At 47.4% G+C, this 24,499-nt stretch carries 21 protein-coding genes; 5 read left to right on the forward strand and 16 right to left on the reverse strand.

Features of this window, described 5'->3' with window-relative positions; genetic code table 11:
- Window positions 1-15: 15 nt before the first annotated feature.
- The 10 genes from HQN60_RS10680 to def form a co-directional block, all read right to left on the reverse strand.
- Window positions 16-651, reverse strand: a complete 636-nt coding sequence (locus HQN60_RS10680) for a LysE family translocator (RefSeq protein WP_173533628.1) — start codon at window positions 649-651, stop codon at window positions 16-18.
- 59 nt (window positions 652-710) lie between these two features.
- Complete coding sequence (locus tag HQN60_RS10685; protein ID WP_173533629.1) at window positions 711-2,180, reverse strand: TrkH family potassium uptake protein; 1,470 nt, start codon at window positions 2,178-2,180, stop codon at window positions 711-713.
- A complete protein-coding gene (gene trkA / locus HQN60_RS10690; RefSeq protein ID WP_173533630.1) occupies window positions 2,181-3,557 on the reverse strand; it encodes a Trk system potassium transporter TrkA in 1,377 nt (458 codons plus the stop codon). It lies immediately after the preceding gene.
- 83 nt (window positions 3,558-3,640) lie between these two features.
- Window positions 3,641-4,942 carry a sigma-54-dependent transcriptional regulator gene (locus HQN60_RS10695; protein WP_173533631.1) on the reverse strand — a complete coding sequence of 434 codons (1,302 nt, stop codon included), beginning with the start codon at window positions 4,940-4,942 and terminating at the stop codon, window positions 3,641-3,643.
- Complete coding sequence (locus HQN60_RS10700; protein WP_173533632.1) at window positions 4,935-7,061, reverse strand: sensor histidine kinase; 2,127 nt, start codon at window positions 7,059-7,061, stop codon at window positions 4,935-4,937. Before HQN60_RS10700 ends, HQN60_RS10695 begins: the two co-directional genes overlap by 8 nt.
- A complete protein-coding gene (locus HQN60_RS10705) occupies window positions 7,058-7,672 on the reverse strand; it encodes a DUF4390 domain-containing protein (RefSeq protein ID WP_254456615.1) in 615 nt (204 codons plus the stop codon). The genes HQN60_RS10700 and HQN60_RS10705 overlap by 4 nt, the downstream gene beginning before the upstream one ends.
- Entirely contained in the window at window positions 7,635-8,921 is a 1,287-nt protein-coding gene (gene rsmB, locus HQN60_RS10710) for a 16S rRNA (cytosine(967)-C(5))-methyltransferase RsmB (RefSeq protein WP_173533634.1), read from the reverse strand. The genes HQN60_RS10705 and rsmB overlap by 38 nt, the downstream gene beginning before the upstream one ends.
- A gap of 90 nt (window positions 8,922-9,011) precedes the next feature.
- Window positions 9,012-9,875 carry a zinc metalloprotease HtpX gene (gene htpX / locus HQN60_RS10715; RefSeq protein WP_173533635.1) on the reverse strand — a complete coding sequence of 288 codons (864 nt, stop codon included), beginning with the start codon at window positions 9,873-9,875 and terminating at the stop codon, window positions 9,012-9,014.
- 29 nt (window positions 9,876-9,904) lie between these two features.
- Window positions 9,905-10,825: a methionyl-tRNA formyltransferase gene (gene fmt / locus HQN60_RS10720; protein WP_173533636.1), complete on the reverse strand. Its 921-nt coding sequence runs from the start codon at window positions 10,823-10,825 to the stop codon at window positions 9,905-9,907.
- 80 nt (window positions 10,826-10,905) lie between these two features.
- On the reverse strand, window positions 10,906-11,409 hold the full coding sequence (gene def / locus HQN60_RS10725) for a peptide deformylase (RefSeq protein WP_173533637.1): 504 nt from the start codon (window positions 11,407-11,409) through the stop codon (window positions 10,906-10,908).
- 170 nt (window positions 11,410-11,579) lie between these two features.
- Between def and HQN60_RS10730 the strand changes: the two genes are divergently transcribed.
- The 5 genes from HQN60_RS10730 (at window position 11,580) to HQN60_RS10750 (ending at window position 19,268) form a co-directional block, all read left to right on the forward strand.
- Window positions 11,580-12,647 carry a LysM peptidoglycan-binding domain-containing protein gene (locus HQN60_RS10730; protein ID WP_173533638.1) on the forward strand — a complete coding sequence of 356 codons (1,068 nt, stop codon included), beginning with the start codon at window positions 11,580-11,582 and terminating at the stop codon, window positions 12,645-12,647.
- A 2-nt stretch (window positions 12,648-12,649) separates the two neighbouring features.
- Complete coding sequence (gene dprA / locus HQN60_RS10735) at window positions 12,650-13,759, forward strand: DNA-processing protein DprA (protein WP_217390109.1); 1,110 nt, start codon at window positions 12,650-12,652, stop codon at window positions 13,757-13,759.
- Between the two features lie 68 nt (window positions 13,760-13,827).
- The gene (locus tag HQN60_RS10740) at window positions 13,828-14,226 is read left to right on the forward strand and encodes a DUF494 family protein (protein WP_254456616.1); all 399 of its coding nucleotides are present in this window, start codon (window positions 13,828-13,830) and stop codon (window positions 14,224-14,226) included.
- Window positions 14,227-14,279: 53 nt separating this feature from the next.
- Window positions 14,280-16,574 (forward strand): type I DNA topoisomerase, encoded by a 2,295-nt coding sequence (topA, locus tag HQN60_RS10745; RefSeq protein ID WP_173533640.1) that lies wholly within the window; start codon window positions 14,280-14,282, stop codon window positions 16,572-16,574.
- Between the two features lie 177 nt (window positions 16,575-16,751).
- Window positions 16,752-19,268, forward strand: a complete 2,517-nt coding sequence (locus HQN60_RS10750; protein WP_173533641.1) for a sensor domain-containing phosphodiesterase — start codon at window positions 16,752-16,754, stop codon at window positions 19,266-19,268.
- A 79-nt stretch (window positions 19,269-19,347) separates the two neighbouring features.
- On the opposite strand, the gene HQN60_RS10755 is transcribed toward HQN60_RS10750, so the two are convergent.
- The 6 genes from HQN60_RS10755 to rsmA form a co-directional block, all read right to left on the reverse strand.
- Entirely contained in the window at window positions 19,348-20,076 is a 729-nt protein-coding gene (locus tag HQN60_RS10755) for an amino acid ABC transporter ATP-binding protein (protein WP_173533642.1), read from the reverse strand.
- Window positions 20,073-20,738 (reverse strand): amino acid ABC transporter permease, encoded by a 666-nt coding sequence (locus tag HQN60_RS10760; RefSeq protein WP_173533643.1) that lies wholly within the window; start codon window positions 20,736-20,738, stop codon window positions 20,073-20,075. The genes HQN60_RS10755 and HQN60_RS10760 overlap by 4 nt, the downstream gene beginning before the upstream one ends.
- Window positions 20,739-21,485: an amino acid ABC transporter permease gene (locus HQN60_RS10765; protein WP_173533644.1), complete on the reverse strand. Its 747-nt coding sequence runs from the start codon at window positions 21,483-21,485 to the stop codon at window positions 20,739-20,741. It lies immediately after the preceding gene.
- 67 nt (window positions 21,486-21,552) lie between these two features.
- Complete coding sequence (locus tag HQN60_RS10770) at window positions 21,553-22,452, reverse strand: glutamate/aspartate ABC transporter substrate-binding protein (protein WP_173533645.1); 900 nt, start codon at window positions 22,450-22,452, stop codon at window positions 21,553-21,555.
- A 308-nt stretch (window positions 22,453-22,760) separates the two neighbouring features.
- Window positions 22,761-23,501 (reverse strand): amino acid ABC transporter ATP-binding protein, encoded by a 741-nt coding sequence (locus tag HQN60_RS10775; RefSeq protein WP_173534687.1) that lies wholly within the window; start codon window positions 23,499-23,501, stop codon window positions 22,761-22,763.
- A gap of 72 nt (window positions 23,502-23,573) precedes the next feature.
- Window positions 23,574-24,359, reverse strand: coding sequence for a 16S rRNA (adenine(1518)-N(6)/adenine(1519)-N(6))-dimethyltransferase RsmA (gene rsmA / locus HQN60_RS10780; protein WP_173533646.1), 786 nt, complete (start codon window positions 24,357-24,359; stop codon window positions 23,574-23,576).
- Window positions 24,360-24,499: the final 140 nt, after the last annotated feature.

Below are 24,499 nucleotides of genomic sequence, written 5' to 3' on the forward strand. Positions count from 1 at the left end.
CAATGTCAACAGACCCTAGTTCAGCCAGAGGGCCAGATAACCATTACGTAGCACGAGCACGGCAAAATACACATACAGCAGCGCCGAAATCGCATGGCAAGCTTGCTTAAAGCGATTGCCCATCACTTGGCCGCCGTGGTGGCTGGCCATTACAATTCCTAGGCTCCACGCGACGCCACCAATAAAAAAGCCGAGTAAAAATTCCGCGCTACTGAACCAAGAGCCATCGGTGGCTTGCGCGATCAGCGCACCGCCGACGGCGGCAAACCATAAAATCGACGTCGGTGAGGCCAAGGCCAGCATCAGTCCACGGCCAAATAAATGATGCTTGGGGGGCAGGGGCGGATGGGCGGTTTCGGCACGTTGGGCGTCTTGTAATGCTTCTTTGGCCATTTTCCACGCCAGATAAATCAAAATGCTGCCGCCACCGAGCCAAGTGACCCATTGCACGGCAGGAAACTGCAATAAATAGCGCATGCCAAGCAGCGCTAAAATGGCGTAGAACAAATCGGCAAAACAAGAACCAAGTCCCAAAATAAAGCCAGCACGGCGGCCATGCTTCATGGCGACATCAATCATTGCGACATTCACCATGCCTATATCTAAGCACAGTGATAAAGACAGCAAAATACCGGTAAAAAGTGTTTCCATTGTTTTTCTTTCGTTGCGAGTTAAAGCCAATTGCGGGTCGTAACTGAGTCAATGCGGGATTAACTCCGCCAAAAAGCCCGAGTAAATAAAATTAAAACTGAGAAAATTTCTAGCCGCCCCAAGAGCATTGCAAAGCTGCACACCCAAGTTTGAAAATCACTGAGGCCGGAGTAATTACTAGCAGGACCCACTTCACCAAGTCCTGGGCCGGCATTATTGATACAGGCAATAATGGCGCTAAAGCTGGAAATAAAATCCAAGCCCGAGACCAGTAAGGCAAAAGTGAGCACCACAATGCTGGTGAAATATAAAAAGATAAAGCCCATTACCGAAGCCAAAATCGAATTGGGAATGATTTGGCCGTTAACGCGTAATGGGTGAATCCCCTGTGGGTGCAGCAGCAATGACATTTGCCGACCAACTTCACGCGTTTGGATAATGGTACGAATCATTTTAATCCCGCCACCAGTTGAGCCGGCACACGCCGTAATCGATGACAATAGCAGCATGACTAAGGGGGCAAAAATCGGCCATTGACCAAAATCGACGCTGGCAAAGCCGCAATCGGTGGCAATTGAAATCAAATTAAAGGAAACATGGCGTAATGCCGTGAGCAAATCTGGATAGGTTTGCTGCCAGACTAAAAAGCCACTTAAACCGGCAATGCTCGATGCAATCAGCAACAGCATGGCTTTGAATTCAGAGTCGTGCCAATACACCGAAAGCTTGCGACCGGATAAGGCAAAGTAATGGGTGGCAAAATTAGTTGCTGCTAACAGCATAAACAGCATCAAAATCGCCTCAATCAGCGGCGAATTAAAAAAGCCAACGCTAGCATCATAAGTAGAAAACCCGCCAAGACTGAGTGCCGCAAAAGCGTGACACACCGCATCAAACCAGCTCATGCCACCCACCCAACGCAGTAGCAGTGCGCACAATACCGTGAGGCCCGTATAAATCAGCCACAGATTGCGGGCGGTTTCATGAATGCGTGGCGTGAGCTTGCTGTCTTTAATTGGACCTGGGGTTTCGGCTTTAAATAATTGCATACCCCCCACCCCTAATAGCGGGAAGATCGCAACAGCCAACACAATGATACCCATACCCCCTAGCCAATTAAGTAGGTGTCGCCATAAATTAATCGATTGAGGCAAATGGTCTAAGCCCACCATGACCGTGGCACCGGTAGTGGATAGCGCCGACATTGTTTCAAAGTACGCATTGGTAAATGACATTTGCGGGTCGTATAGCATCAATGGCACTGCCGCTACGGCAGGTAGCGCCGTCCACAGGCCCACGGCCAAAATAAAACCATCGCGCGGTAATAGCTCTCGCCGGTAATGCCGAGTGAGTAAAAATAAGCTGATGCTAAACAGCTGCAAACCAATCAACGCTTGGATGAAAGGCAGTAAAGCCGCGTCTTGACGCCACCATGCCATTGCAATCGGCACCAATAGACTCAGAGAAAACAAGATCGAGACGCGAGCGACGATATTGACGGTGGGTAATAATTTTTGTGCCAATTGCATTTAGAAAAACCCTAATGAAACCGCAAACAATTTCTCAACGTCACGAATATGGCTTTTATTATCAATAAATAAAATCACATGGTCGTTATTGAGAATCACCGTGTCGTGATGCGCCATTAAGACGGTGTTATCGCGAATCACTGCCGCTAAATCAGCGCCTTGCGGCAATTTGATATCCTCGATTTTACGACCAATGACTTTGGAGGTGTCTGGCGTGCCATGGGCGATGAGTTCAATGGCCTCGGCTTCGCCGCGACGTAGGCTATGCACTGCTACGATATCGCCTTGCCGAACATGGGCCAGTAGTGCGCCTATGGTGATTTGCGCTGGCGAGAGCGCAACATCAATTTTGCCGCCTTGCAATAAATCAACGTAGCGCGAGCGGTTGATAATTGACACCACGCGACGCGCGCCCATTTGCTTGGCGAGTAAAGACGACATGATATTGTCTTCATCGTCAGATGTGAGTGCCAAAAATAAATCGCAGCGATCCACTTGCTCGTTTTCGAGTAAGTCTTCATCGGTGGCTTGGCCGTGCAAAATTAAGCAATCAGTGAGATGTTCAGCCAGCCATTGCGCGCGATCGCGATTACTTTCGATCAATTTGATGGCATAGCGTTTTTCGATCTGTTTAGCCAGCCGGTAGCCGACATTGCCACCGCCACAAATGGTGATGCGGCGTATGGGTTTGATTTGAGTACAAAACTCACTCATCACGCGACTGACATCACGACTTGCGGCCAGAAAAAACACCTCGTCGCCAGATTTTAAGCTCACTTGTCCGTTGGGCTTTAAGCGTTGATTGCTGCGATAAATCGATACCACGCGGCACTCGGTTGGATTGAGTTTTCGAGCGAGATAGGCTAAATCTTGCCCATCCATTTGCGAGCCGGCTTCAACGCGAACGGCGATCATTTTGGCTAAGCCATCGGCAAATTCTAAAACTTGCAATGCTTCAGTGGTTTCAATCAGGCTGACTAAATAGTCGGTGACAATTTGCGCAGGGGTGATGACGTGATTAACGGCAAAACCGCTGTCGTTAAACAGACTTGGGTAGCTCAGTAGGTCTTGCTCGCGGATTCGCGCTAAGCGAATTGGCACATTAAATAAATCGTGGGCGATTTTACACGCGACAATATTGACCTCATCATAAGGCGTAACTGCCAGTAGTAGATCGGTATCTTCAATGCCGGCGGCGATGAGGGTTTTGGGGCTATTGGCCGAGCCTAATAAGGTGCGTAAATCCAGGCGATCAGCCAGTGGTTTGAGTAGGCTGGCATCGTTATCTACGATGGTGACGTTGTAGCGTTCATGCACCAGTTGTTCGGCGACCGAAGAGCCGACTCGTCCGGCACCTAAAATTAAAATATTGGGCAAAATAAACCCTCATAGTCAGAATTAGCGGCTTAAAAACAAAAATCGGCCACAAAATGGCCGATTTTTTGCGTCAGTATCGTGAGTTATTGCTCTTCAGCGATGCGTTGCTTACGCGGCATTTGAATGCCTAATTGTTTTAGTTTCCGGTAAAGATGGGTGCGCTCTAAGCCGATTCGTTCGGCAACACGACTCATATTTCCGTTGGATAATTCAATTTGGCGTTCTAAATAAAACCGCTCAAATTGATCTCGCGCTTCACGCAATGGTAAATCAAGATCGATTTGCGGTAGTGGCATGGCTTGCTGAGTGACACCAAGCGTCGCTTCTTGCGAGTTGGGCGACAACTGAGTGAGCAGGCGGCTGACCGGCAAGATATCAATATCACCATCGCGACCCGTGAGGGCGAGACTTTTCACCACATTGGCCAGCTGATCAATATTACCTGGCCAATCTTGTTGGCTCAGTAATTGTAAAGCTGATTTAGAAAAGCGCCGTGGGCCCAGTTTATTGCTGGTGACCGTTTGTGCCAATAAAACTTCGGCCATGGCTGGAACGTCTTCAGCATGGGCTCGTAGAGGCGGTACGGCCAGAATAATCTGGGTGAGTTGGCGTAGCAATTCAGGTTCGCACTGACCAATGAGCTGATCGAGTGGCCGACTAGATGCGGTGACTAAGCGGATTTTGTATTTGTCCAACTTAGGTAGCAAATTGAGTAAGCCGGTTTGCGCTTTACGATCTAGCCACGCGATATCACGAACAAAGATGGTGCCGCCCGTGGCGCGATTGAGCAAGTCTTGCGGTGGCAAGGCGAGTTCTTCGTTAGAGCTTGGTGAAATAAACGGCGTGTTAGGGCGGGTTAAATGCCGTGCACACGTTTCAAAACCGGATCCTGGTTCGCCGGTTAATGTGATGGGCAGGGTTTGGCTTGCAACCTGGTCAAGCGCCTCGCGCAGCGCGGTAATCGCTGGGCTATTACCGAGGCTCTGCAAACCCTGATTCGGCTTTACCTGATTCACAGGTTGCGAAAAAGCGCGTTTGACGGTAGCCAGTAGCTTTTGCAGGCCGATCGGTTTTTCAAGAAAATCAAGCGCCCCAATCCGAGTCGCTTCCACCGCAGTATCCACGGTGGCATGGCCTGACATCATCACGACGGGCATGGTGAGTTGGCCGTTACGCGCCCATTCTTTGAGTAGTGTCACGCCATCGGTGTCGGGCATCCAGATGTCCAGAAGCACCAAACGAGGTTCACCTTGGTTACGGTATTTGCGTGCAGCCTCTGCATTTTCAGCGAGTGCAACGCTATACCCTTCATCCAGCAAGATTTCAGATAGAAGTTCGCGGATGCCGATTTCGTCGTCGACGATTAAAATATCTTGATTAGCCACTAGTTGTTTCCTCCCAGAGCGGCAGCTCGATCCTAACAAATGCACCGGTGGAATTACCCACCTGAACGCGCCCGTGATGTTCTTCGATAATTTTCTTCACGATTGCTAAACCTAGACCTGTACCTTTGGCCTTTGATGTAACGTAGGGCTCAAAAACACGTGGCAAGAGTTCAGCTGGAAAGCCTTTGCCGCTGTCTTCAATATAAAGACGTGCCCATTTTTCGTCTTTTTCCACCAGAAGGCAAATCCTTTGCTCTGCAGCATCGGTAATTGCATCCTGGGCGTTTTGTAGCAAGTTATGAATTACTTGCCGCAAATGCGTTGGGTCACCATTGACCATGAGAGGACCGTGTACTTTAAAGTCGAGCATGATCGGTGATGCTTCGTACAGTACCAGTACTTCATTTAGTAATTGTATCAAATCAAGCGGACGCTTTTTACCCGATGGTTTACGGGCATAATCACGGAAGGCATCCACCATTTGTTTCAGCGCGGCGACTTGTTTGACGATGGTTTGCGTGTTACGGCGCAAAAAGTCAGCGCCAGCTGGGTCGAGTTTTTCAACCAGCTTCATTTCCATTCGTTCGGCTGACAGCTGAATCGGCGTGAGTGGGTTTTTGATCTCGTGGGCTAGGCGGCGCGCCACTTCACCCCATGCCGCATCGCGCTGCGCTGAGAGCAGTTCAGTGATGTCATCAAACACCATCACGTAGCCGTGCAAATCATCACTGCCGTCGATTTTTTGCGTTAAGCGGGTACCACGCACCAACAGCACACGTTTTTCTGCATCGAGCTCGATTTGGCGCTGCCAAACTTCATCATCTGATAAAAAGCCATGAATGGTATGGGCAAAAAACGCGGTAAGGTTAGGGTAGGCTTGATTCCATTTCGAGAGCGGCAAGTCGCCGATTCGGCTGGGGTCTAGACCTAAAATTCGTAAAGCACTGTGATTGGCCGATTGGAGGTGCCAGTCTTCGTCTAGCGATAATACCCCTGCCGATAAGGAAGCCAAAATCGCCTCAACATAGGCTTTGGCTTCGGCTTGTTCAGCTTGGTTGTGCTCTAGCGTGTCGCGAGCATCAGAGAGCTGCCGGGTCATTCGGTTAAACGAGTGGGTCAAAATCCCGAGTTCATCGCGGCTAATCACGGGATGCTGCTGGGTAAAATCGCCTTGGGCCACCGCTCGGGTGCCTGCGGCCAGAACTGATAACGGTGCGGCAAGTTTGTCTGATAAGTAAATCGCTAAGGCCAAAGCACCCAGTAGGGCCATCGTTAGCGCCATGGTGAGTGTGAGGCTAAAAATCAGCTTGAGGCCTTCTCTGGATTGTGAGAGCTGCTTGTACTCACTGCGAACTTGCTCGACTAATTCGGCGTCTTGCGCTAATTGCTTGGGCACCGGCTGCAGCAATTGCAAAAGTTTGACCCGATTGGAGAACTCACTGCCGGGTAATTGCACGATGACGCGCATCATCAAGCCATTGACGGGGTCGGATTCAATGGCTTTGTAGCTGCTCCGAGCCGCTTCGGTAATGATTTTTCTATCGGGTAGGCTAGGAACTAAGTTGGCGTATTCATTGCCAATATGGGCGTGTACTTGGCCATTATTATCAAACAGCGTGATTTCTTGAACGCCAGTTTGATCGCGTAGTTTGGAGAGTCGCTCTAATAAAGCACTGAGGTTATTGTCGTGAATGTCCCATGCGATGACGCTGGCTTTGCGGTGCAAGTCATTGAGCTGGTAATCAATCGCGTTATGGCCCAAATTCAGCCCGCGATCCAGCGCGTTATCCACCCGAACGTCAAACCACGTTTCGATGGAGCGATTTAAAAATTGCACTGAAAGCGTGTAAACCAAGGCGCCCGGTAGTACCGCGACCAAGGAAAACATCAACACCATACGAATGGTGAGCCGAGAACCAAAAACTTTGCTTCTTACTCGTTTGAGTAATTGGGTGAGTCGAGAGCCCACCAAAACGGCAAGTGCGATCAACAGTAGGGCGTTGAGCGCTAAAATCAGTTTGTAGTATTGCGAAGATTCGGAGGTATTTCCCGAGGCCGATGCCAAAAGAAATAATAAAATCGTACCCAAAACGCCGAGAAAAATTAATAGTTTTTTCATGGCACAGGCTCGGCTGAGGGTGTGCTGACGGGACGTTGTAATTCATGCCAGCCAGAGTCGAGCACCCAGTCTTCGTCACCTAAGGCGGTGAGTTGATACGATTTGGGTAATAGCGAATGATCTAAACGAAAGCGAATTTTGCCAGCAAAATCGTCGCTATCAATATTGCTGCCTTCAAGTACCGTCCAGCCGCGAATAATACTCAGCGCCACCAGTGCCTCTTCGGCGCTATTAAAGCTGCGGGTGAGTCCACTAGTATTGAGGCGATATTGTCGGGTGAGCGGTTGGTAACTTAGGCGATAAGTAATACTGGCAGTGGAATTAAAACTATCGGCAAAATTGCGATACCAAGCATACAGCTTAGGTTTTGTCAGTTTAAATTCGTAGGTAAATGGCAGTGAAAGCCCATTTTTTAGTGCGGTTTCTATATCTGGCGATAACGTGACTAAGTAACGTCCCGCCAGTTCGATATGATTGCCGTTAAATTCAACTTCAGATTTGATGGTTTTAATGCTGCCGGCATGCGCTAAGTAAGCGCATAGCAGCAGCAAGATACCCAGCAGGTATCGCCAATTACGATTTAGAGAAGAGCGCGTAATAAAAACCATCATGTTCCGCGGTGGGTAATAACTGGCCATCAAGTGACTGGCCATTCGGTAATGCGCTCGCGGGTAATTCTAAGCGCTTTGCATCGGGATGACGGAGCGCAAAAGCCTCGGCTGAAGCGGCATTTTCTATAGGAAAAACTGAGCACGTAGCGTACAGGAGTTTGCCGTTTGGCGCTACGAGTGGCCATAGCGCATCCAGGATTTTTGCCTGTTGCCGCGCGAATTTTGCCAAGTCATCATTGCGGCGCAACCATTTAATGTCAGGATGGCGACGCGTAACTCCAGTTGCCGAGCAAGGTACATCGGCAAGTATTCTATCAAATTGCTGACCATCGTACCAAGTATCGGGGGCAGAAGCGTCGCCTTGTAGTAAGGTGGCGGTTTTGTTGATGCGATTTAGGTTGTCTTTAACGCGTTGCAGACGCGTTGCATCATTATCCAGCGCAGTGAGGGTGACGTTGGCAGTCTCTAGAATATGACAAGTCTTGCCGCCAGGCGCGGCGCAAGCGTCAAGTACGGTCTGTCCATCGTGTAAATCCAGTAACTTAGCCGCAACTTGTGCGCCCCAATCTTGCACTGAAACCCAGCCGGCAAAAAAGTGTGGTAAAAAGTCAACACTCACCGGGCGCTTTAAACTAATGGCCGAGTCATCAAGGGCAATCGCTTCAATATTGGCGGCGGTCAATAGTGCCAAGTAGTCATTTACCGTGGTATGCGCTGGATTGACGCGCAGGGTCATCGGCGGGTGTTGATTATTGGCATTTAAAATGGCTTCCCATTCTGTTGGGTAGGCCGATTTCATGGTTTTAATCCACCACGCTGGGTGTGAATACAAACCCACTTCATTGGCTTGCGCACGACGGACTAATTCGTCTTTCCCGCGTAAAAAGCTACGTAAAACGCCATTGACCAAGCCCTTACCAAAGCCGCTGCCGGTTTGTGCGGCGACTTTGACGGCATGGTCAACAATGGTGTGCGATGCGGCACGCGTGAATTGCAATTGATATACAGCAATAAGCAAAAGTGCTTTGAGTTCCGCCTCGTGCAAAGGGCTACGCAAGAGCTGTTTGAGAATGCCTTCAATTAGACCAAGTTGGCGCAAAGTGCCATAACAAATGTCTTGAATCGCGCCGCGCTGACCCGATTCAAGGTTGGGGTTGCTGCGCCAGACCGCATTGAGGGCTTCGGTGAGATTTTGACCGGCCAAAACATGGGCCACGGTTTGTCCGGCTAATTTTTGGGTAATAAACATAATAAACTTCCAAATAATGAGCCCGACCAGATGTCGGGCTTTGGGGTATCGAGTTAGAGATCTTTTTTAATAATGGCTACAAAGATATACCTATCCGGTGTACCTGATATTTTGTTGTGCCATATGGCGCAGGCGTGCCACCCGTTCACTGGTGAGTGGGTGGGTACGAAATAAATTTTGTAAGCCACCACCGTGCAGTGGATTCACAATCATCATCTGGGCGGTTTCAGGGTGTGCTTCAGCGGCGTGCATTGGAATGCCACTCGCAAAAGCTTCAATTTTAGTTAAGGCATCAGCCAGCGCCGCAGGGTCGCCAGAAATGCGCGCGCCACCGGCATCGGCTTCAAATTCACGCGCTCGAGAGATCGCCATTTGAATCACACTGGCGGCCAATGGTGCCAGCATGGCAACCGCAATTCGTGCGATGGGATTGATGCTGTGTCCGTTGCTATCGCGGCCGCCAAATAGCATGGCAAAATTAGCCAGTGCAGAAATGGCGCCAGCCATCGTTGCAGAAATGGTTGAAATTAAAATATCGCGATGCTGTACGTGCGCTAATTCATGCGCCATCACACCGCGTAACTCGCGATAACTGAGCGCCCGCATAATGCCGGTTGTTGCGGCAACGGCGGCATTTTCAGGATTGCGCCCAGTGGCAAATGCATTGGGTTGGTCTTCATCAATCACAAAGACTTTTGGCATCGGCAGACCCGCATTGCGCGCGAGCTCTTCGACCATGGTGTAAAGCTCAGGGGCACTTCGCGCATCGACTTGATGCGCGTTATACATTTTGAGCACCATTTTGTCGGAGTTCCAGTAAGCGAAAATATTCATGCCGCCACCAAAAATCAGCGCCATTAACATGCCGCTTTTGCCGCCGATTAAGCCACCAATCATCATAAACAAGGCCAAAATCGCGGCCATTAGCATCGTGGTTTTAAACCAGTTATCCATGTTTTTGGCTCCTGTTGATGTGAATGAAATTAAGCACCCAATTGCTGACCGATCGCGAGTGGCGAGCCACTTAAAAAAGCCGCTGCGCTAAGGCGCTTGCCGCCCGCTTTTTGGAGTTCAGTGACGCGTAGCGCGCCCTCACCGCAAGCAATAATCAACGCGTCTTTCTCAGTGGCAATCAATGTGCCTGCAGCGCCTTGGCCTGCAATGGCACTGGCTTGCCAGAGCTTGAGGCTTGCGCCATCTAACGTTGTTTGCGCACTAGGGAAGGGGTTGAAAGCACGAATTTTTAGCGCTAACTGACTGGCCGATTGCGTCCAGTCGATTTGGGCTTCTTCTTTTTTGAGTTTTTCAGCGTAGCAAACGCCAGTCTCAGGCTGAGGCATTGGCGTTAAATCTGGCAGTTGCGCCAAAGCACTCACAATAGCGCTCGCGCCTTGTTGCGCTAGCTTGTCATGCAAGGTTTGCGCGTTGTCATCGTGCGCAATCGGTGTGATGTGGACAGTGAGCATGTCGCCAGTATCGAGCCCTGCGTCCATTTGCATAATGGTGATGCCGGTTTCGGTGTCGCCCGCCATGATCGCCCGTTGAATCGGCGCAGCACCACGCCAGCGCGGCAGGAGTGAGGCATGGATATTTAGGCAGCCAAGGCGGGGTAGGTCGAGAATGACTTGTGGCAGTATAAGGCCGTAAGCTGCAACCACCATAACGTCGGCCTCGATACCCATTAAAGGCGCTTGTTGCTCAGTCGTACGTAGTTTTTCGGGTTGATACACCGGGATTTGGTGCGCTTGGGCGACCACTTTGACGGCTGATGGCGTGAGTTTCATGCCACGGCCACTGGGGCGATCGGGTTGCGTGAGGACCAATACAATCTCGTGCCCTGCGCTAATCAATGCTTTGAGTGCTTCAGCCGCAAAGTCTGGCGTGCCTGCAAATATAATTTTCATGGGTTTATGTGCAAAGTAAATTGGATGTGAATGCCCTCGTTAGCGGCGAAGTTCAAGTTGTCGAGCAAACGGAGGCACAATTACATCGTGCGTTTTTGGTTTTTTTTGATTTTTTGTAGGATGCGATTGAGTTTGAGGCGCGACAATTTTTCAACAAAAATTTTGCCATTCAGATGGTCCATTTCATGTTGAATGCAAATGGCCAGCAAGCCATCGGCTTCGAGTGTAAGCGGTTGGCCGTGTCGATCGAGTGCTTTAACGGTGAGCGTTTGCGCACGCTCAACTTCTTCGTAAATGCCCGGTACCGAGAGGCAGCCTTCTTCGTACGTGGTGTGACCATCGGCAACGATGATTTCTGGGTTGATCAACACCAGCAAGTCGTTTTTATCTTCAGAAATATCGATCACAATCAAGCGCTGATGAAAATCAACTTGCGAAGCGGCAAGACCAATGCCTGGAGCGGCGTACATGGTTTCTGCCATGTCATCGATCTGGCGTTGCAGAACTGTATCAAAAACAGTCACGGGCTGAGCGATTGTGTGTAAGCGCTCGTCGGGATAGTGCAGAATGTTTAGAATTGCCATGTGTGCTTGCTAGACCAAAAGTTGATATGCAGAATTAAAAATAGAGATAATCTATAGCGTTGTATTATATTCGATATGGGTCGGGGTGGTTGGATATCAAGATCATATCGGTGAACTTCTTTGAATTTTTGCTTGCAAGGTCGATGACCGGTAAGCTTTGGGCTTAAATAATGATGCGTAAATCCATTGTATCGCTGCTGTTAGCGGTTGGTTTTTTATCCGCGCCTGCCGTGGCAGATGAATTGAAGTTAGCTAAAAATGCACCGGATCGTTATGTGGTGGTCAAGGGCGATACATTGTGGGGGATCTCCGGCAAATTTTTAAGCCAGCCTTGGCGTTGGCCGGAAATCTGGCAATTAAATAAAACCGATATTAAAAATCCACACTGGATTTATCCTGGTGATGTCATTGTCTTGGATACTTCAAGCGGCCAACCGCGGCTTAAATTATTGAAAAGTCAAAAAGTAGACGGGCGTGGCGGAAATGGTAAATTAAGCCCGAGAATTCGCGAAACCTCGCTCACTGGTAATGCGATTGCGAGCATTCCTTATGCCTCTATTGAGCCTTTTTTGAGTAAACCGTTAGTGATGAGCGTTGAGGATTTTACTGCAGCGCCACGAATTGCTGCAGGACCCGATAGCCGCTTATTGTTTGGTCCTAACGATCAAATTTACTCAGTGGATTTGGTGGATGCACAGCCTGGTGAAACTTGGCAGGCGTTCCGCAAAGGTAAACCATTGGTTGATCCAGATAATCCAAAGGAAGTGATTGGCATCGAAGTCACTTACTTGGGTGATGTTCGCGTTAAGCGCGAGGGTGATGTGACCACGATGACGGTCGTCAATAGCCGAGAAGAAATTTCAGTCGGCGATCGGCTGATTCGCTCGCCGGAAAAACAGTTTATTAATTATGTCCCGCACTTGCCTTCCCATGCCATCGAAGGCAAAGTGATTTCTACTTATGGTGGATCAACCGAAGCGGGTTCATTAACCACGGTGGTTTTAAATCGCGGTGCACTCGATGGCTTGGATATGGGAACGGTGCTATTTAGCTACAAGGCGCCAAGATTGATTGCTAAAGAAACCAGCGCTGAACCTACTCGATATACACCACCGATTAAGAGCGGTAATTTATTTGTATATCGCATCTTTCCAAAAGTCGCCTATGCGTTGGTGATGGACAGTACGTTGCCGATTAATGCTGGCGATACCGCGAAGGCCAGTGCTGCGGCAGAATAATATTGCTTACCGCTGAACTTCAAGCTTGGCTACGACTCTCTCTAGTTCCTGGACTAGGGGTTCGTAGCCAATTGCATTTATTGCGTGCATTGGGGGAGCCTGAGCGTATTTTTTCTGCGCCACGCAGCGCATTTAAAGATCTAATTTCTCCGCAACTCACTGATGCTGTGTTGAGCGCGACTGTGCCAAGCCCCGTTGGCATCGTCGAGTTAACCCAAGCATGGCTGCTTGAGCCTCAGCATCATTTATTAACTTTAAATGATGCATTGTATCCGGCTTCTTTGTTGTCGCTACCCGATCCACCGATTGTGTTGTATGCCAAAGGGGACTTGAATTTACTTAAAAAGCCCGCACTCAGTATAGTAGGGAGTCGAAACGCTACACCGCAGGGGATTGAACATGCTCAGCAATTTGCTACGCATTTATCCAATGCGGGATTGTGTATTGTGAGCGGCATGGCCAGTGGTATTGATGCTGCAGCACATCGTGGTGGCTTAGCTGGCCGTAGTTCGAGCATTGCAGTTGTGGGTACTGGGCTTGATCGGATCTATCCCGCCAGCAATCGTGAACTCGCACATCAATTGGCCGCAGCAGGTTTACTTTTGTCTGAGTTTGCTTTGGGCTCGCCGCCATTGCCGATGCACTTTCCTCAGCGAAATCGAATTATTGCAGCCTTGGGTTTGGGGTGTTTGGTGGTTGAGGCGGCATTAGGTAGCGGGTCATTGATTACGGCGAAGCAGGCAGTTGACCTTGGCCGAGAAATTTTTGCAATTCCCGGTTCAATTCATTCCCCACAAGCAAAAGGGTGCCACGCTTTGATTAAGAGTGGTGCTAAGCTAGTGGAATCGGGGGATGATATTTTGAGCGAACTTTGTTTTGGTAATGATTTATTTTCAGTTGCTGTTGAGCCTAACAAACAGGCTAAACAACCCCTGCCTGAGGATGAGTTTTGGCAAGCTTTAGGTTGGGATCCCGTAGATATCGAGACTTTAATTCTGCGAACTGGCTTGACGAATGTCGCGCTGTACGAGATTCTGTTGGGTTTTGAATTGGAAGGGAAGCTGGCTTCTTTGCCTGGCGGACGCTATCAACGCATTGGCGGAGGGGTTTAATAAAGATTATGTTAGAAGTGCTTGCTTACCTTTTTGAGCAGTTTTATAACGCAGACGGCTTGCCTGATATGTCTCAATTAGCCAAGAAATTGTCTTTGGCTGGCTTTGAAGGTGAAGATATACATGACGCGCTGACGTGGTTATCTGAGCTCAAACAAATTGATGTTGCTCCCTATAAATTACTCGATGCCAATGAATTTGGCTTTCGCTCCTTACATCCGATGGAGCTAGAAAGACTGAGTGAAGACGCAGCAATATTTATGCACTCTCTGGATGCGACGCGAATCTTAAGTGCGGGCGAGCGCGAATTAGTACTTGATCGACTTTGGCGTGAACCGGATGGTGAAGTCGCTCTAGAAAGAATTAAATTAATAGTTTTAATGGTGATTTGGCAAAAGCGTGATGCTTTAACCAATCTCCTAATCGAGGAGTTGTTGTTTGGCCGTGAAGGTTTTGCTTTGCATTAGACCACGCGGTGCCACGCACTCCAGTTTTTGAATCTCTGCTGCCTTGGGGAACCATGCCGGCCAATCTCTTAATCGTTGAGTCGCCTTCGAAAGCGAAAACACTACAAAAATATTTGGGCAAAGATTTTCAAATCCTTGCTTCTTATGGCCACGTGCGCGGATTAGTGCGTAAGTCGGGCTCGGTTGATCCTGAAAAAGACTTCAAAATGAAGTATCAGATCATCGAAAAAAATAAAAAGCATGTTGATGCCATCTGTGATGCCGTTGAAGCCGCTGACCATATTTATCTCGCATCCGATCCGGACCGAGAAGGTGAGGCTATTTCTTGGCATATTATGGAAATTTTAAAAGCTAAGAAATTAATCAGCCCAGAAAAAACCTTTAAACGCGTCGTCTTTCATGAGATTACTGAGTCTGCTGTTTTGCAGGCCGTTGCTAATCCACGCGATATTGATTTTAATTTGGTTAATGCGCAGCAAGCACGTAGCGCCTTAGATTATTTAGTTGGCTTTAATTTGTCGCCGTTGCTATGGCGTAAGGTCCGTACGGGCCTATCGGCAGGTCGAGTACAAAGCCCAGCATTGCGCTTGATTTGTGAGCGCGAGGCTGAAATTCGTGCATTTAATGCGCAAGAATATTGGTCAATCCACCTTGATACCAAAAAGGGACGCAGTAAAGTTGCTGCGAAACTCACGACGTGGCAAGGCAAAAAACTCGATCAGTTTGATATTCCAAATGAAGCGGCTCAGGCCACTATTTTGGCGGGTTTAGCTGATTTGCCAGCTCAAGTGCATTCGGTTGAAAAGAAAAAGAAATCGCGCAGTCCTGCCGCGCCATTTACCACGTCAACCTTGCAACAAGAAGCGGTGCGTAAATTAGGTTTTACCACTGATAGAGCGATGCGAACTGCGCAGCAACTCTATGAAGGGATTAATCTCGGCGGGGAAACCGTGGGTTTAATCACGTATATGCGTACCGACTCGGTGGCGTTATCGAATGATGCGTTAGCTGAAATACGTGGCTATATTGGCGAGCATTTCGAAAAAGAATATTTACCGAAAGACGCGATCGCGTATAAAAACAAAGCCAAAAATGCCCAAGAAGCGCATGAGGCGGTACGCCCAACGTCGATTCATCGTACGCCTGAGTCAGTCAAAACCTTCTTGTCGCCTGAGCAATTTAAGCTTTACCAAATGATTTGGAAGCGGACATTGGCCTGCCAAATGACATCGGCAAAGTTCGATACCGTGGCAGTTGATATTGCGGTAGGTAGTCCAGAAAATTTATTTCGCGCTACAGGGCAAACTTTGGTATTTCCTGGCTTTATCGCGGTATACCAAGAAGATGCTGATGATGTCGACGATGATGAAGATGAAGCTCGCTTACCGGTGATGACTGAAGGTGATGTTTTGCCAGTAGAAAAACTCTCTGGTGAGCAGCATTTTACCCAGCCGCCGCCGCGTTTTACTGAAGCGAGTTTGGTGAAGTCACTCGAAGAATTTGGCATTGGTCGTCCTTCAACGTATGCATCGATTATTTTTACCTTAAAAGATCGTGAGTACGTGATCTTAGATAAAAAACGCTTCACGCCAACCGATACCGGTGAAGTGGTGAATAAGTTTTTATCTGAGCATTTTACTCAGTATGTGGATTACAACTTTACTGCCAAATTGGAAGACAAACTCGATGAAATTTCCAACGGAAGCCGTGAGTGGATTCCAGTTTTGGATGAGTTCTGGACCAAATTTCATAAGCAAGTTGAAGAAAAACAAGCTTTAACGCGCGCTGAAGTCACGCATGAAGCGATGGATGAGGATTGCCCGAAATGTGGCAAACATAAGCTATCGATTCGATTAGGTCGTCGTGGTCGCTTTATTAGCTGTAGCTCGTACCCAGAGTGTGATTACACGCGCAATATTGGCGATGATCCAAATGCAGCACCGGTTGAGCCCGAAGTGGTGCCTGATCGCACTTGCCCGAAATGTGAATCACCATTGCTGATCAAATTGGGTCGTTATGGCAAGTTTATTGGCTGCTCAAATTATCCAAAATGTAAGCATATTGAGCCGCTTGAAAAGCCAAAAGACACGGGTATTGAATGCCCTGAGTGCCATAAAGGTAGCTTGATTGAGCGTAAAAGCCGTTATGGTAAGCTGTTTTATTCGTGCAATACGTATCCAGATTGCAAATATGCAACATGGAATCCACCGGTTGCAGAGCCTTGCCCACAGTGTAAATGGCCGATTATGACGATCAAAGTCACGAAACGCCGTGGTACTGAAAAAGTGTGTCCACAAAAAGAGTGTGGATACAGTGAAGTACTGATCCCTCCGCCAGAAAAAGCGTAAAATCACACCACAACGGGAATCGATTCGGTTCCCGTTTTTAGTGTTTTTTTGATAAAGCTCATTCAATTGTTTCTCAAGGCTTTTGTGCGGTCTGAAAATCTAGTCTCTATTGCAGCGTCGCTTGCGCCTCATGAGGCCCTAGGCCTTTACCAAACCTATTTTAACGCTTTTGATAGTGTGGTTAATTTATTGGCGCTCGCCGATGATCCTGATGCCATGGTCGAAGTATTGCGCACGCTCGCTGAGGCTTCACATAGCGGGATGACAGGGCTGTATTTGAATGAAGCCGATGGCAAAATTGCACGACTCATTGCTGCATGGCGAGATGATGATTGCCACCTTGCACGAAATACCCCCCAGCCGTTTGTTACGCTAGAGTATGACCAATATCCATTACTGGCAGATACCCTTGCTGTTGGTATGGTGCTGAATAAATCATTGCTTGAGCTGCCGCTCGCTGAGCAAATGCTATTGGCACAAGTCGGGGTGCGCCAATTATTGTGTATTCCATTGTTAGATAATGGGCAGTTGTTTGGATTTTTAACTTTTTTAAATGACGATGAGCGTCGGCAGCGCGATTCAACCGAGCTGCGCTTATTATCAATGCTGAGCAATCACGTAGCGCAGGCGCTGTTAAAAGCCAAAGTAGAGGCCGAATCGATTGCCAATCAGCAGCGTCTTCGCGCCTTAGTCGGTGCAACGCAAGATATGGTGTTTGAGCTAGAGCCCAATGGCGTGATTTGCCAAGTTTGGTCCGGTCATCCTAGCCTACCAGCACCCAGTGAGTTGTTGGGGCGGGCATTAACGATTGCATTGCCCTTTGAATTAGCCAGCGAGTTGGTGCAGCGCGTGCCTAAATTGCTGGCGGGGCCAACCAGTATGCAGTTTCACTGCGTATTGCCAGATCAGGTGTGCCTTTTGGTTCGTTTACAGCGCGTTGCCGCAGGCAATCGTCAGAACATTGTGGTGTTGATGCAGGATGTGACGACATTAATGCAGGATGCCGCACGCAAAAAAACCACGCTCGATACGTTAAATCTGCTGGAAGAGGCCATTATCGATCTGTCGCCGCAAGGTCTGCTGACTGAGGCGACCACCGCTTGGACTAAATTGCGCGGGGTCGATCCGCGACATTTAAATCAGGATTTATCTCGCTCTATTTTGTCATGGGTGTATCCGGATGATGTGACCTTGGTGGCTGATGTTTTAGCGCAATTGGCCAAATCCGCAGTGCCTAATCAAGTTCGTTTCCGATTGATGCGTGAAGATGGCGAGTTTGTGTGGGTTGAAGCGCGCTTGATCGCGCATTTCGGGCCGGATCAAAAAATTACCAGTTTGCGCGGTGTATTGCGTGATGTAACGGTTGCGCATTTAAATGAACAGCATATTACGCAATTAGCGCTGTACGATGGATTAACTAGTTTACCTAATCGCCTTTTATTAGATGATGAGTTACATCGCGCCATCGATCAGGCTCGAGTGAATCATTGTAAGGTCGGTTTAGGTTTTATCGATTTAGATCACTTTAAACAAATTAATGATGCGTTTGGCCATCAAACTGGCGATGAGTTATTAATCAGTCTTTCTAAGCGCTTAAAGGCGGTATTGCCTGACGATGCTATTTTGGCGCGTTGGGGGGGCGATGAATTTATTGCTTTAATTCCAAACTTAAAAGACAGCAAACAATTAAAAATAATTGCTGAATCATTAAGGTTGGCAGCAAGAGAAAGCGTGAGTATCAACGGCATGGAAACGCAGCCGACGATTTCAGTTGGTTTTGCAATTTATCCAGATAATGCAGAAAGCGGTGAAGAGTTATTATCCGCGGCAGATCATACGATGTATCACGCCAAGCATGCAGGGCGAAATAACGCCTGTTTTTATGGCGATATATTGCATTTAAAAGCACTAGGCCGTGAGCATGTGGCAATTCAATCGCGGTTATCGAGTGCGATTCAGCATGGTGGTTTACAAGTGTTTTATCAGCCAGTAGTCAATGCTAAAACCGGTGAAGTGGTTTCGGTAGAGGCTTTGGCGCGCTGGCAGGACGATAAAAGTGGTTGGATTAGCCCAGAGTTATTTATTCCGATGGCGGAGAAGGTCGGTTTAATTCAAGAGCTATCCGAGCAAATTATGCTAATTGCATTTGCTAAGTTACGCGATTGGCGCGATGTTGGTTTGGCACAAAAAATGATGATTAATATTTCACGTAGTCAATTATTTTTGCCCAGCTTTGTGACGCAATTGGTGGAGCGCTTATCGAGCTTTCGTTTACGGCCTTCGGATATTATTTTAGAAATCACCGAAAGTATTGCGCTGACTGATTATTCACGGCAAATGCGGCATTTGCGGCAATTACGTTTGGCAGGCTTTGAGTTAGCCATTGATGATTTTGGTACAGGTTATTCTAGTTTGTCGCAATTACATGAAATGCCGGCCCAAATGCTTAAAGTGGATGTTTCATTTGCGCAGCGTTTACATACAGAAGATGGCCGACGGGTGATGCATGCGATTGCACAAATGGCGCAAGGCTTGCAGTTGGATTTGGTCATTGAAGGCGTTGAGAATTTAGAAACCGCCCGCTTTTTGCAAGGATTGGGCGTGAATTATATGCAAGGATTTTACTTTAGTGAGCCCGTTCCGGCCGGTGTTGCCGAACTTTGGATGCGCCTGGGTTTGCAAGCCAAAATGTAACAATGGCGAAAAGAAAGGGCTGCAAGGTATACACTTGCAGCCCTTTTTTACATTGGCTTATCAGCTAATACATCGATGATTAGTTATGCAGAATTTTTGATAAGAAGTGCTGTGCCCGTTCACCACGTGGGCTGCCAAAAAACTCAACAGCACTACAGTCTTCTTCAATACGACCTTTATCCATAAAAATCACGCGATTGGCAACGCGGCGCGCAAAACCCATTTCATGGGTCACGCACATCATGGTCATACCTTCTTGTGCCAATTCGGTCATCACGTCGAGCACTTCATTGACCATTTCTGGGTCTAAAGCACTGGTTGGCTCATCAAACAGCATGGCAATCGGGTTCATTGCCAGGGCACGAGCAATTGCCACACGTTGCTGCTGACCACCAGAGAGCTGTCCTGGGAATTTCGCCGCTTGGGCCTTAAGGCCAACGCGATCGAGTAGCTTGAGCCCTGTGTCGCGCGCCTCATCAGCGCTACGCCCTAAAACGCGTTGCTGAGCGAGCATTAAGTTTTCAGTGATCGATAGATGTGGGAACAGCTCAAAGTTTTGAAATACCATCCCAATTCGCGAGCGCAATAAAGGTAGGTCGGTTTGAGGGTCACCCACTGAAATACCATCAACAATAATTCGGCCTTCTTGGAAAGGCTCAAGTGCATTAACGCACTTAATTAAGGTTGATTTACCCGAGCCCGATGGTCCGCATACGACGACGACTTCGCCTTTGCTGATATCTGCAGTGCAATCGGTCAGGACTTGGAAATCACCGTACCATTTATTAATGTGTTCAATCGAAATCATACGGTTGTCCTCTTTTTGAGGTACGCCACATAGCTTGACGCACCAAAGCTAATAATAAAATAAATTAAACCAGCAAATAATAAAAATTCATGCGGTTGGCCGACAATATCGCCACGAGAACGAGCGGTATTTAAAAAGTCCATTAAGCCAACGGCGTAAACCAATGAGGTGTCTTGGAATAAAATAATGGATTGCTGCATTAATAGCGGCATCATTTTTCTAAACGCTTGCGGCAAAACGATCAGTTGCATTGCTTGGCGGTAATTGAGACCCAGTGCATATGCAGCATTAATTTGGCCTTTCGAAATCGATTGAATCCCTGCTCGAACAATTTCACAAAAATAAGCCGCTTCAAATAGCATAAATGCAATTAAACATGAAGTGAGAGCACCAACTGGGCGATTCGTTCCGGTGACCCAGCCAATGATAAAGGGCACCATAAAGTAAAACCAAGTGATGACCAATAGCAATGGAATAGAGCGGAAATAATTAACATAAAACCCTGCGGCCATGGCTAAAAATTTATATTTAGACAGGCGTGCTAAGGCGAGTAAAGTCCCGATGATGACCCCGCCAATAATAGAAAGCACGGTGAGTTTAAGTGTTAACCACAGCCCATCCATCATGCTCGGTAGTGCAGGTAAGATATTGGAGAAATCCATTTATTTTCCTCCTAAAGCAATCAGGCCAGGTACTTGTACCCGTTTTTCTAGTTTACGCATCAACAACATCAGACTCATATTGAGTGTGAAATAAATCAAAGTTGCCAGTGTAAATGCTTCGAATAAATTAGCTGTGAATTCAGCGGTTTGTTTAGTTTGCGCTAACAATTCCATCAAGCCGATCAATGATGCAACGGATGAGTTTTTAAATACGTTTAAAAACTCACTGGTGATCGGTGGAATGATGATACGAAAAGCTTGCGGCAATAAAACATCTTTATACAGTTGTGGCAAACGTAAACCTAGCGCTAAAGCGGCATTTGTTTGACCCTGCGGCAGAGCCTCAATCCCTGTGCGAATTTGTTCGGCAACTCGAGCAGCAGTAAATAAACCTAGACAGATAACTGTACTAATAAATGCGCTGGTCGCTGGATTAATGTCTTGCTTAAACCAAATCTCTAAGTTTTCAGGTAGATAATCAGGCACCATAAAGTACCAAATAAACAATTGAATTAAGAGTGGTACATTTCTAAATAAAGCAACATAACCTGCAGCTAAATTTGAAATGATTTTATTCGGTAACGTACGAGCAACACCAACGATTGTGCCAATGAATAAAGCAATAATCCAGCTGGTGAGGGCCAGTGCAATAGTCCAGCCTAAACCGGTAATAAACCAGTCTAAATAAATTTCACTGCCGATACCGGTGGGTTTAAAAAACACACCCCAGTCCCAATGATAATTCATCGATATTTTCTCCAAAGGTAAAAAAGCCGAGTAGTGGTGCTACTCGGCTTGCTGAGTATGCGGTGAATTACATTTGCTCGGCTGATTTGTCTGTTGGCTTAGCGATTAATTGTTTGAAATCATCTGACATTGGGAAGTTGAGGTTTAAGCCTTTTGGTGGAACAGGGCTTTCAAACCAGCGTTTGTAAATGGTGTTGATTTCACCTGATTTATAAGTGCTGGCAATGGCGCCATCAACGATCTTTTTAAATTGCGGATCATCTTTACGCAATAAGCAGCCATAAATTTCATATGATTGTGGCTTGCCGACGATTTCCCATTCGCTTGGTTTTTTGGCTTTTGCCATTTCACCGGCTAATAAAGCATCGTCCATCATAAATGCAACGGCGCGATTCGATTCAAGCATTAAGAAAGATTCGCCGTGATCTTTGGCGCTGATGATATTCATATTCATTTTTTTGTCTTCGTTCATTTTTTTCAAAATGCGCTCAGACGTCGTGCCAGCAGTAGTTACGACATTTTTGCCAGCCAAATCAGAGAAGTCTTTAATTGCTCCGCCTTTTTTAGTCAAAAGACGCGTGCCGATCTCAAAAATACCTAATGAGAATGCAACTTGTCGTTGGCGCTCAATATTGTTGGTGGTTGAGCCACACTCAACGTCAACGGTGCCGTTTTGTACTAGTGGGATACGGGTTTGTGAAGTAACTAAATTATAACGAACTTGTAAGTTCGGCATTTTAAGTTCTTTCTTTACTGCGTCAACGATTTTGTTAGAGAGGTCAACTGAGTAGCCAATCGGTTTTGCATCATTAGCAAGATAAGAGAATGGAATCGATGAGTCACGATGACCGAGTACAATGACACCACTTTCTTTTACTTTTTTTAAGGTGCCGCTGAGTTCTTCTGCGCCAACGTGTGCGGTGGTGAGTAGAGACATTGCAATGGCGAGAGGAAGTAATACTTTCATGTCGTGCTCCAAGATGTGAGGGTTTTGTTTTTTAAGTTTTTTTTCAGTATATGTAGAACTGAATAAAGCAACATCTAGGGATGTTCCTTACGGGAATACGGTAGTGTCAAGTCAATTGTTTGCATGCATAGAAGTTATATACACTGAATTATAATTTAGCTTGATAGACTGCAATGCTGTGGATTGTATGCTGATGGTGGGGTATTGTTTGTAACAGTATTTTAGCTAATTGCTACCGCGAGATACCCCATAAAAATGGCTGCCATAGGGCAGCCATTTTGTTTTTGCTTAATGTATTTTTCGCGTAATTATTGATCCATGGGGGTCAAGATTTGGCGTAAGAATTGTTTGGCGCGGTCGGTTTGTGGGTTGGTAAAAAAGTTTTCTGGCATGGTGTCTTCAACAATTTCACCATGATCGAGGAAAATGACTCGATCGGCGACTTCGCGTGCAAAGCCCATTTCGTGAGTAACCACCATCATGGTCATGCCCGATTCTGCCAGCTGCTTCATCACACCCAGCACTTCACCAATCATTTCAGGGTCGAGTGCGCTGGTGGGCTCATCAAATAGCATTACGCGTGGGTTCATCGCCAAACCACGGGCAATCGCTACACGCTGCTGTTGACCGCCTGACAGATTGCTTGGATAAGCGTCTTTCTTGTTTAATAGCCCAACACGTTCAAGTAATTCCAAAGCCTGCTGGTTAGCTTGTGCTGCAGGGACTTTCTTGACGTTAATTGGCGCTAAGGTGATGTTTTCTAATACCGATAAATGCGGATAAAGATTGAAGTGCTGAAACACAAAGCCGACTTCTTCACGCAGTTTATTGATATTGGTTTTGGTGCTATTGGCTTGAATGCCATCAACCCAAATTTCACCATCATTAATCGCTTCAAGTTGATTAATCGTCCGAATGAGGGTGGATTTCCCCGAGCCAGAGGGGCCACAGACCACAACCACCTCACCTTGCCTAACTTCAAGGTTGAGGTTTTTTAAGACATGGTGGTCGCGACCATACCATTTGTTGACATTATTAAAGCGAATCATGGTCACATTATCATTCATGGGTGAACCTGTTATTTTGTAAGGGTATTCAGGGTTAGCCTAGCGGGGAAAACCCTAGTTGGCCAAGGCATTGCTCAATGCCACATACTGGGCAACGCTCACATTCTCAGGGCGGCAGCTCGGGTCAATACCCAAATCAGCCAGTACTTGATCGTTGGCAATGCCTTTTAAATTATTGCGCAGTGTTTTGCGGCGTTGTGAAAATGAAGCTAACACCAGTTTACGCAGGTGATCTTCATTTTTAGCCGGATAAGGCAGCACGTCATAAGGCACCATCCGTACCACGGCCGAATCGACTTTCGGCGGTGGATCAAAGGATTCTGGTGGTACGTCAATAATATGATCCATCAGGTAGCGATATTGCAGCATGATGGAAAGACGGCCGTAATCGGTGGTGCTCGGTTCGGCGACCATGCGTTCAACGACTTCTTTTTGCAACATAAAGTGCATGTCGTAAATGATGTCGCTAAAGCTCGCCAGATGAAACAGCAATGGGGTTGAAATATTATACGGTAGGTTACCGACTAATTTAATCCGTTTGCCAGGGGCGATTTCACGCGCCAGCGCGCCAAAATCAAAATTGAGTGCGTCGGCATTGTGAATGACTAAACGCTCAGGAGGATAAATGCTCGATAAATGGCTGACAATATCACGGTCGATTTCGACGACATTCAGTTGCGGAACGCGGGCCAGTAGCGGTGCGGTTAGCGCAGCAAGGCCGGGACCGATTTCGACGACGACGTCGTCAGCTTGTGGGTCAACTGCGTTGATGATGCCAGCAATGACGCCTTGGTCTTGCAAAAAGTTTTGTCCAAAGCGTTTACGGGGAATATGTGCCATTTGAATCCTTGCCCCCAACGGGGACATACAAAAATAAAAAGCGAGATGTCTCGCTATTGTAAAGCAGTCGCATCGCGTGGTTTTTCCGTTGATCGATTCAGTTTATCGACCTATGCCGAAAAAAGAGTCCACGTGGTGCG

Source organism: Deefgea piscis (assembly GCF_013284055.1).
GTDB classification, from domain to species: Bacteria; Pseudomonadota; Gammaproteobacteria; order Burkholderiales; family Chitinibacteraceae; genus Deefgea; species Deefgea piscis.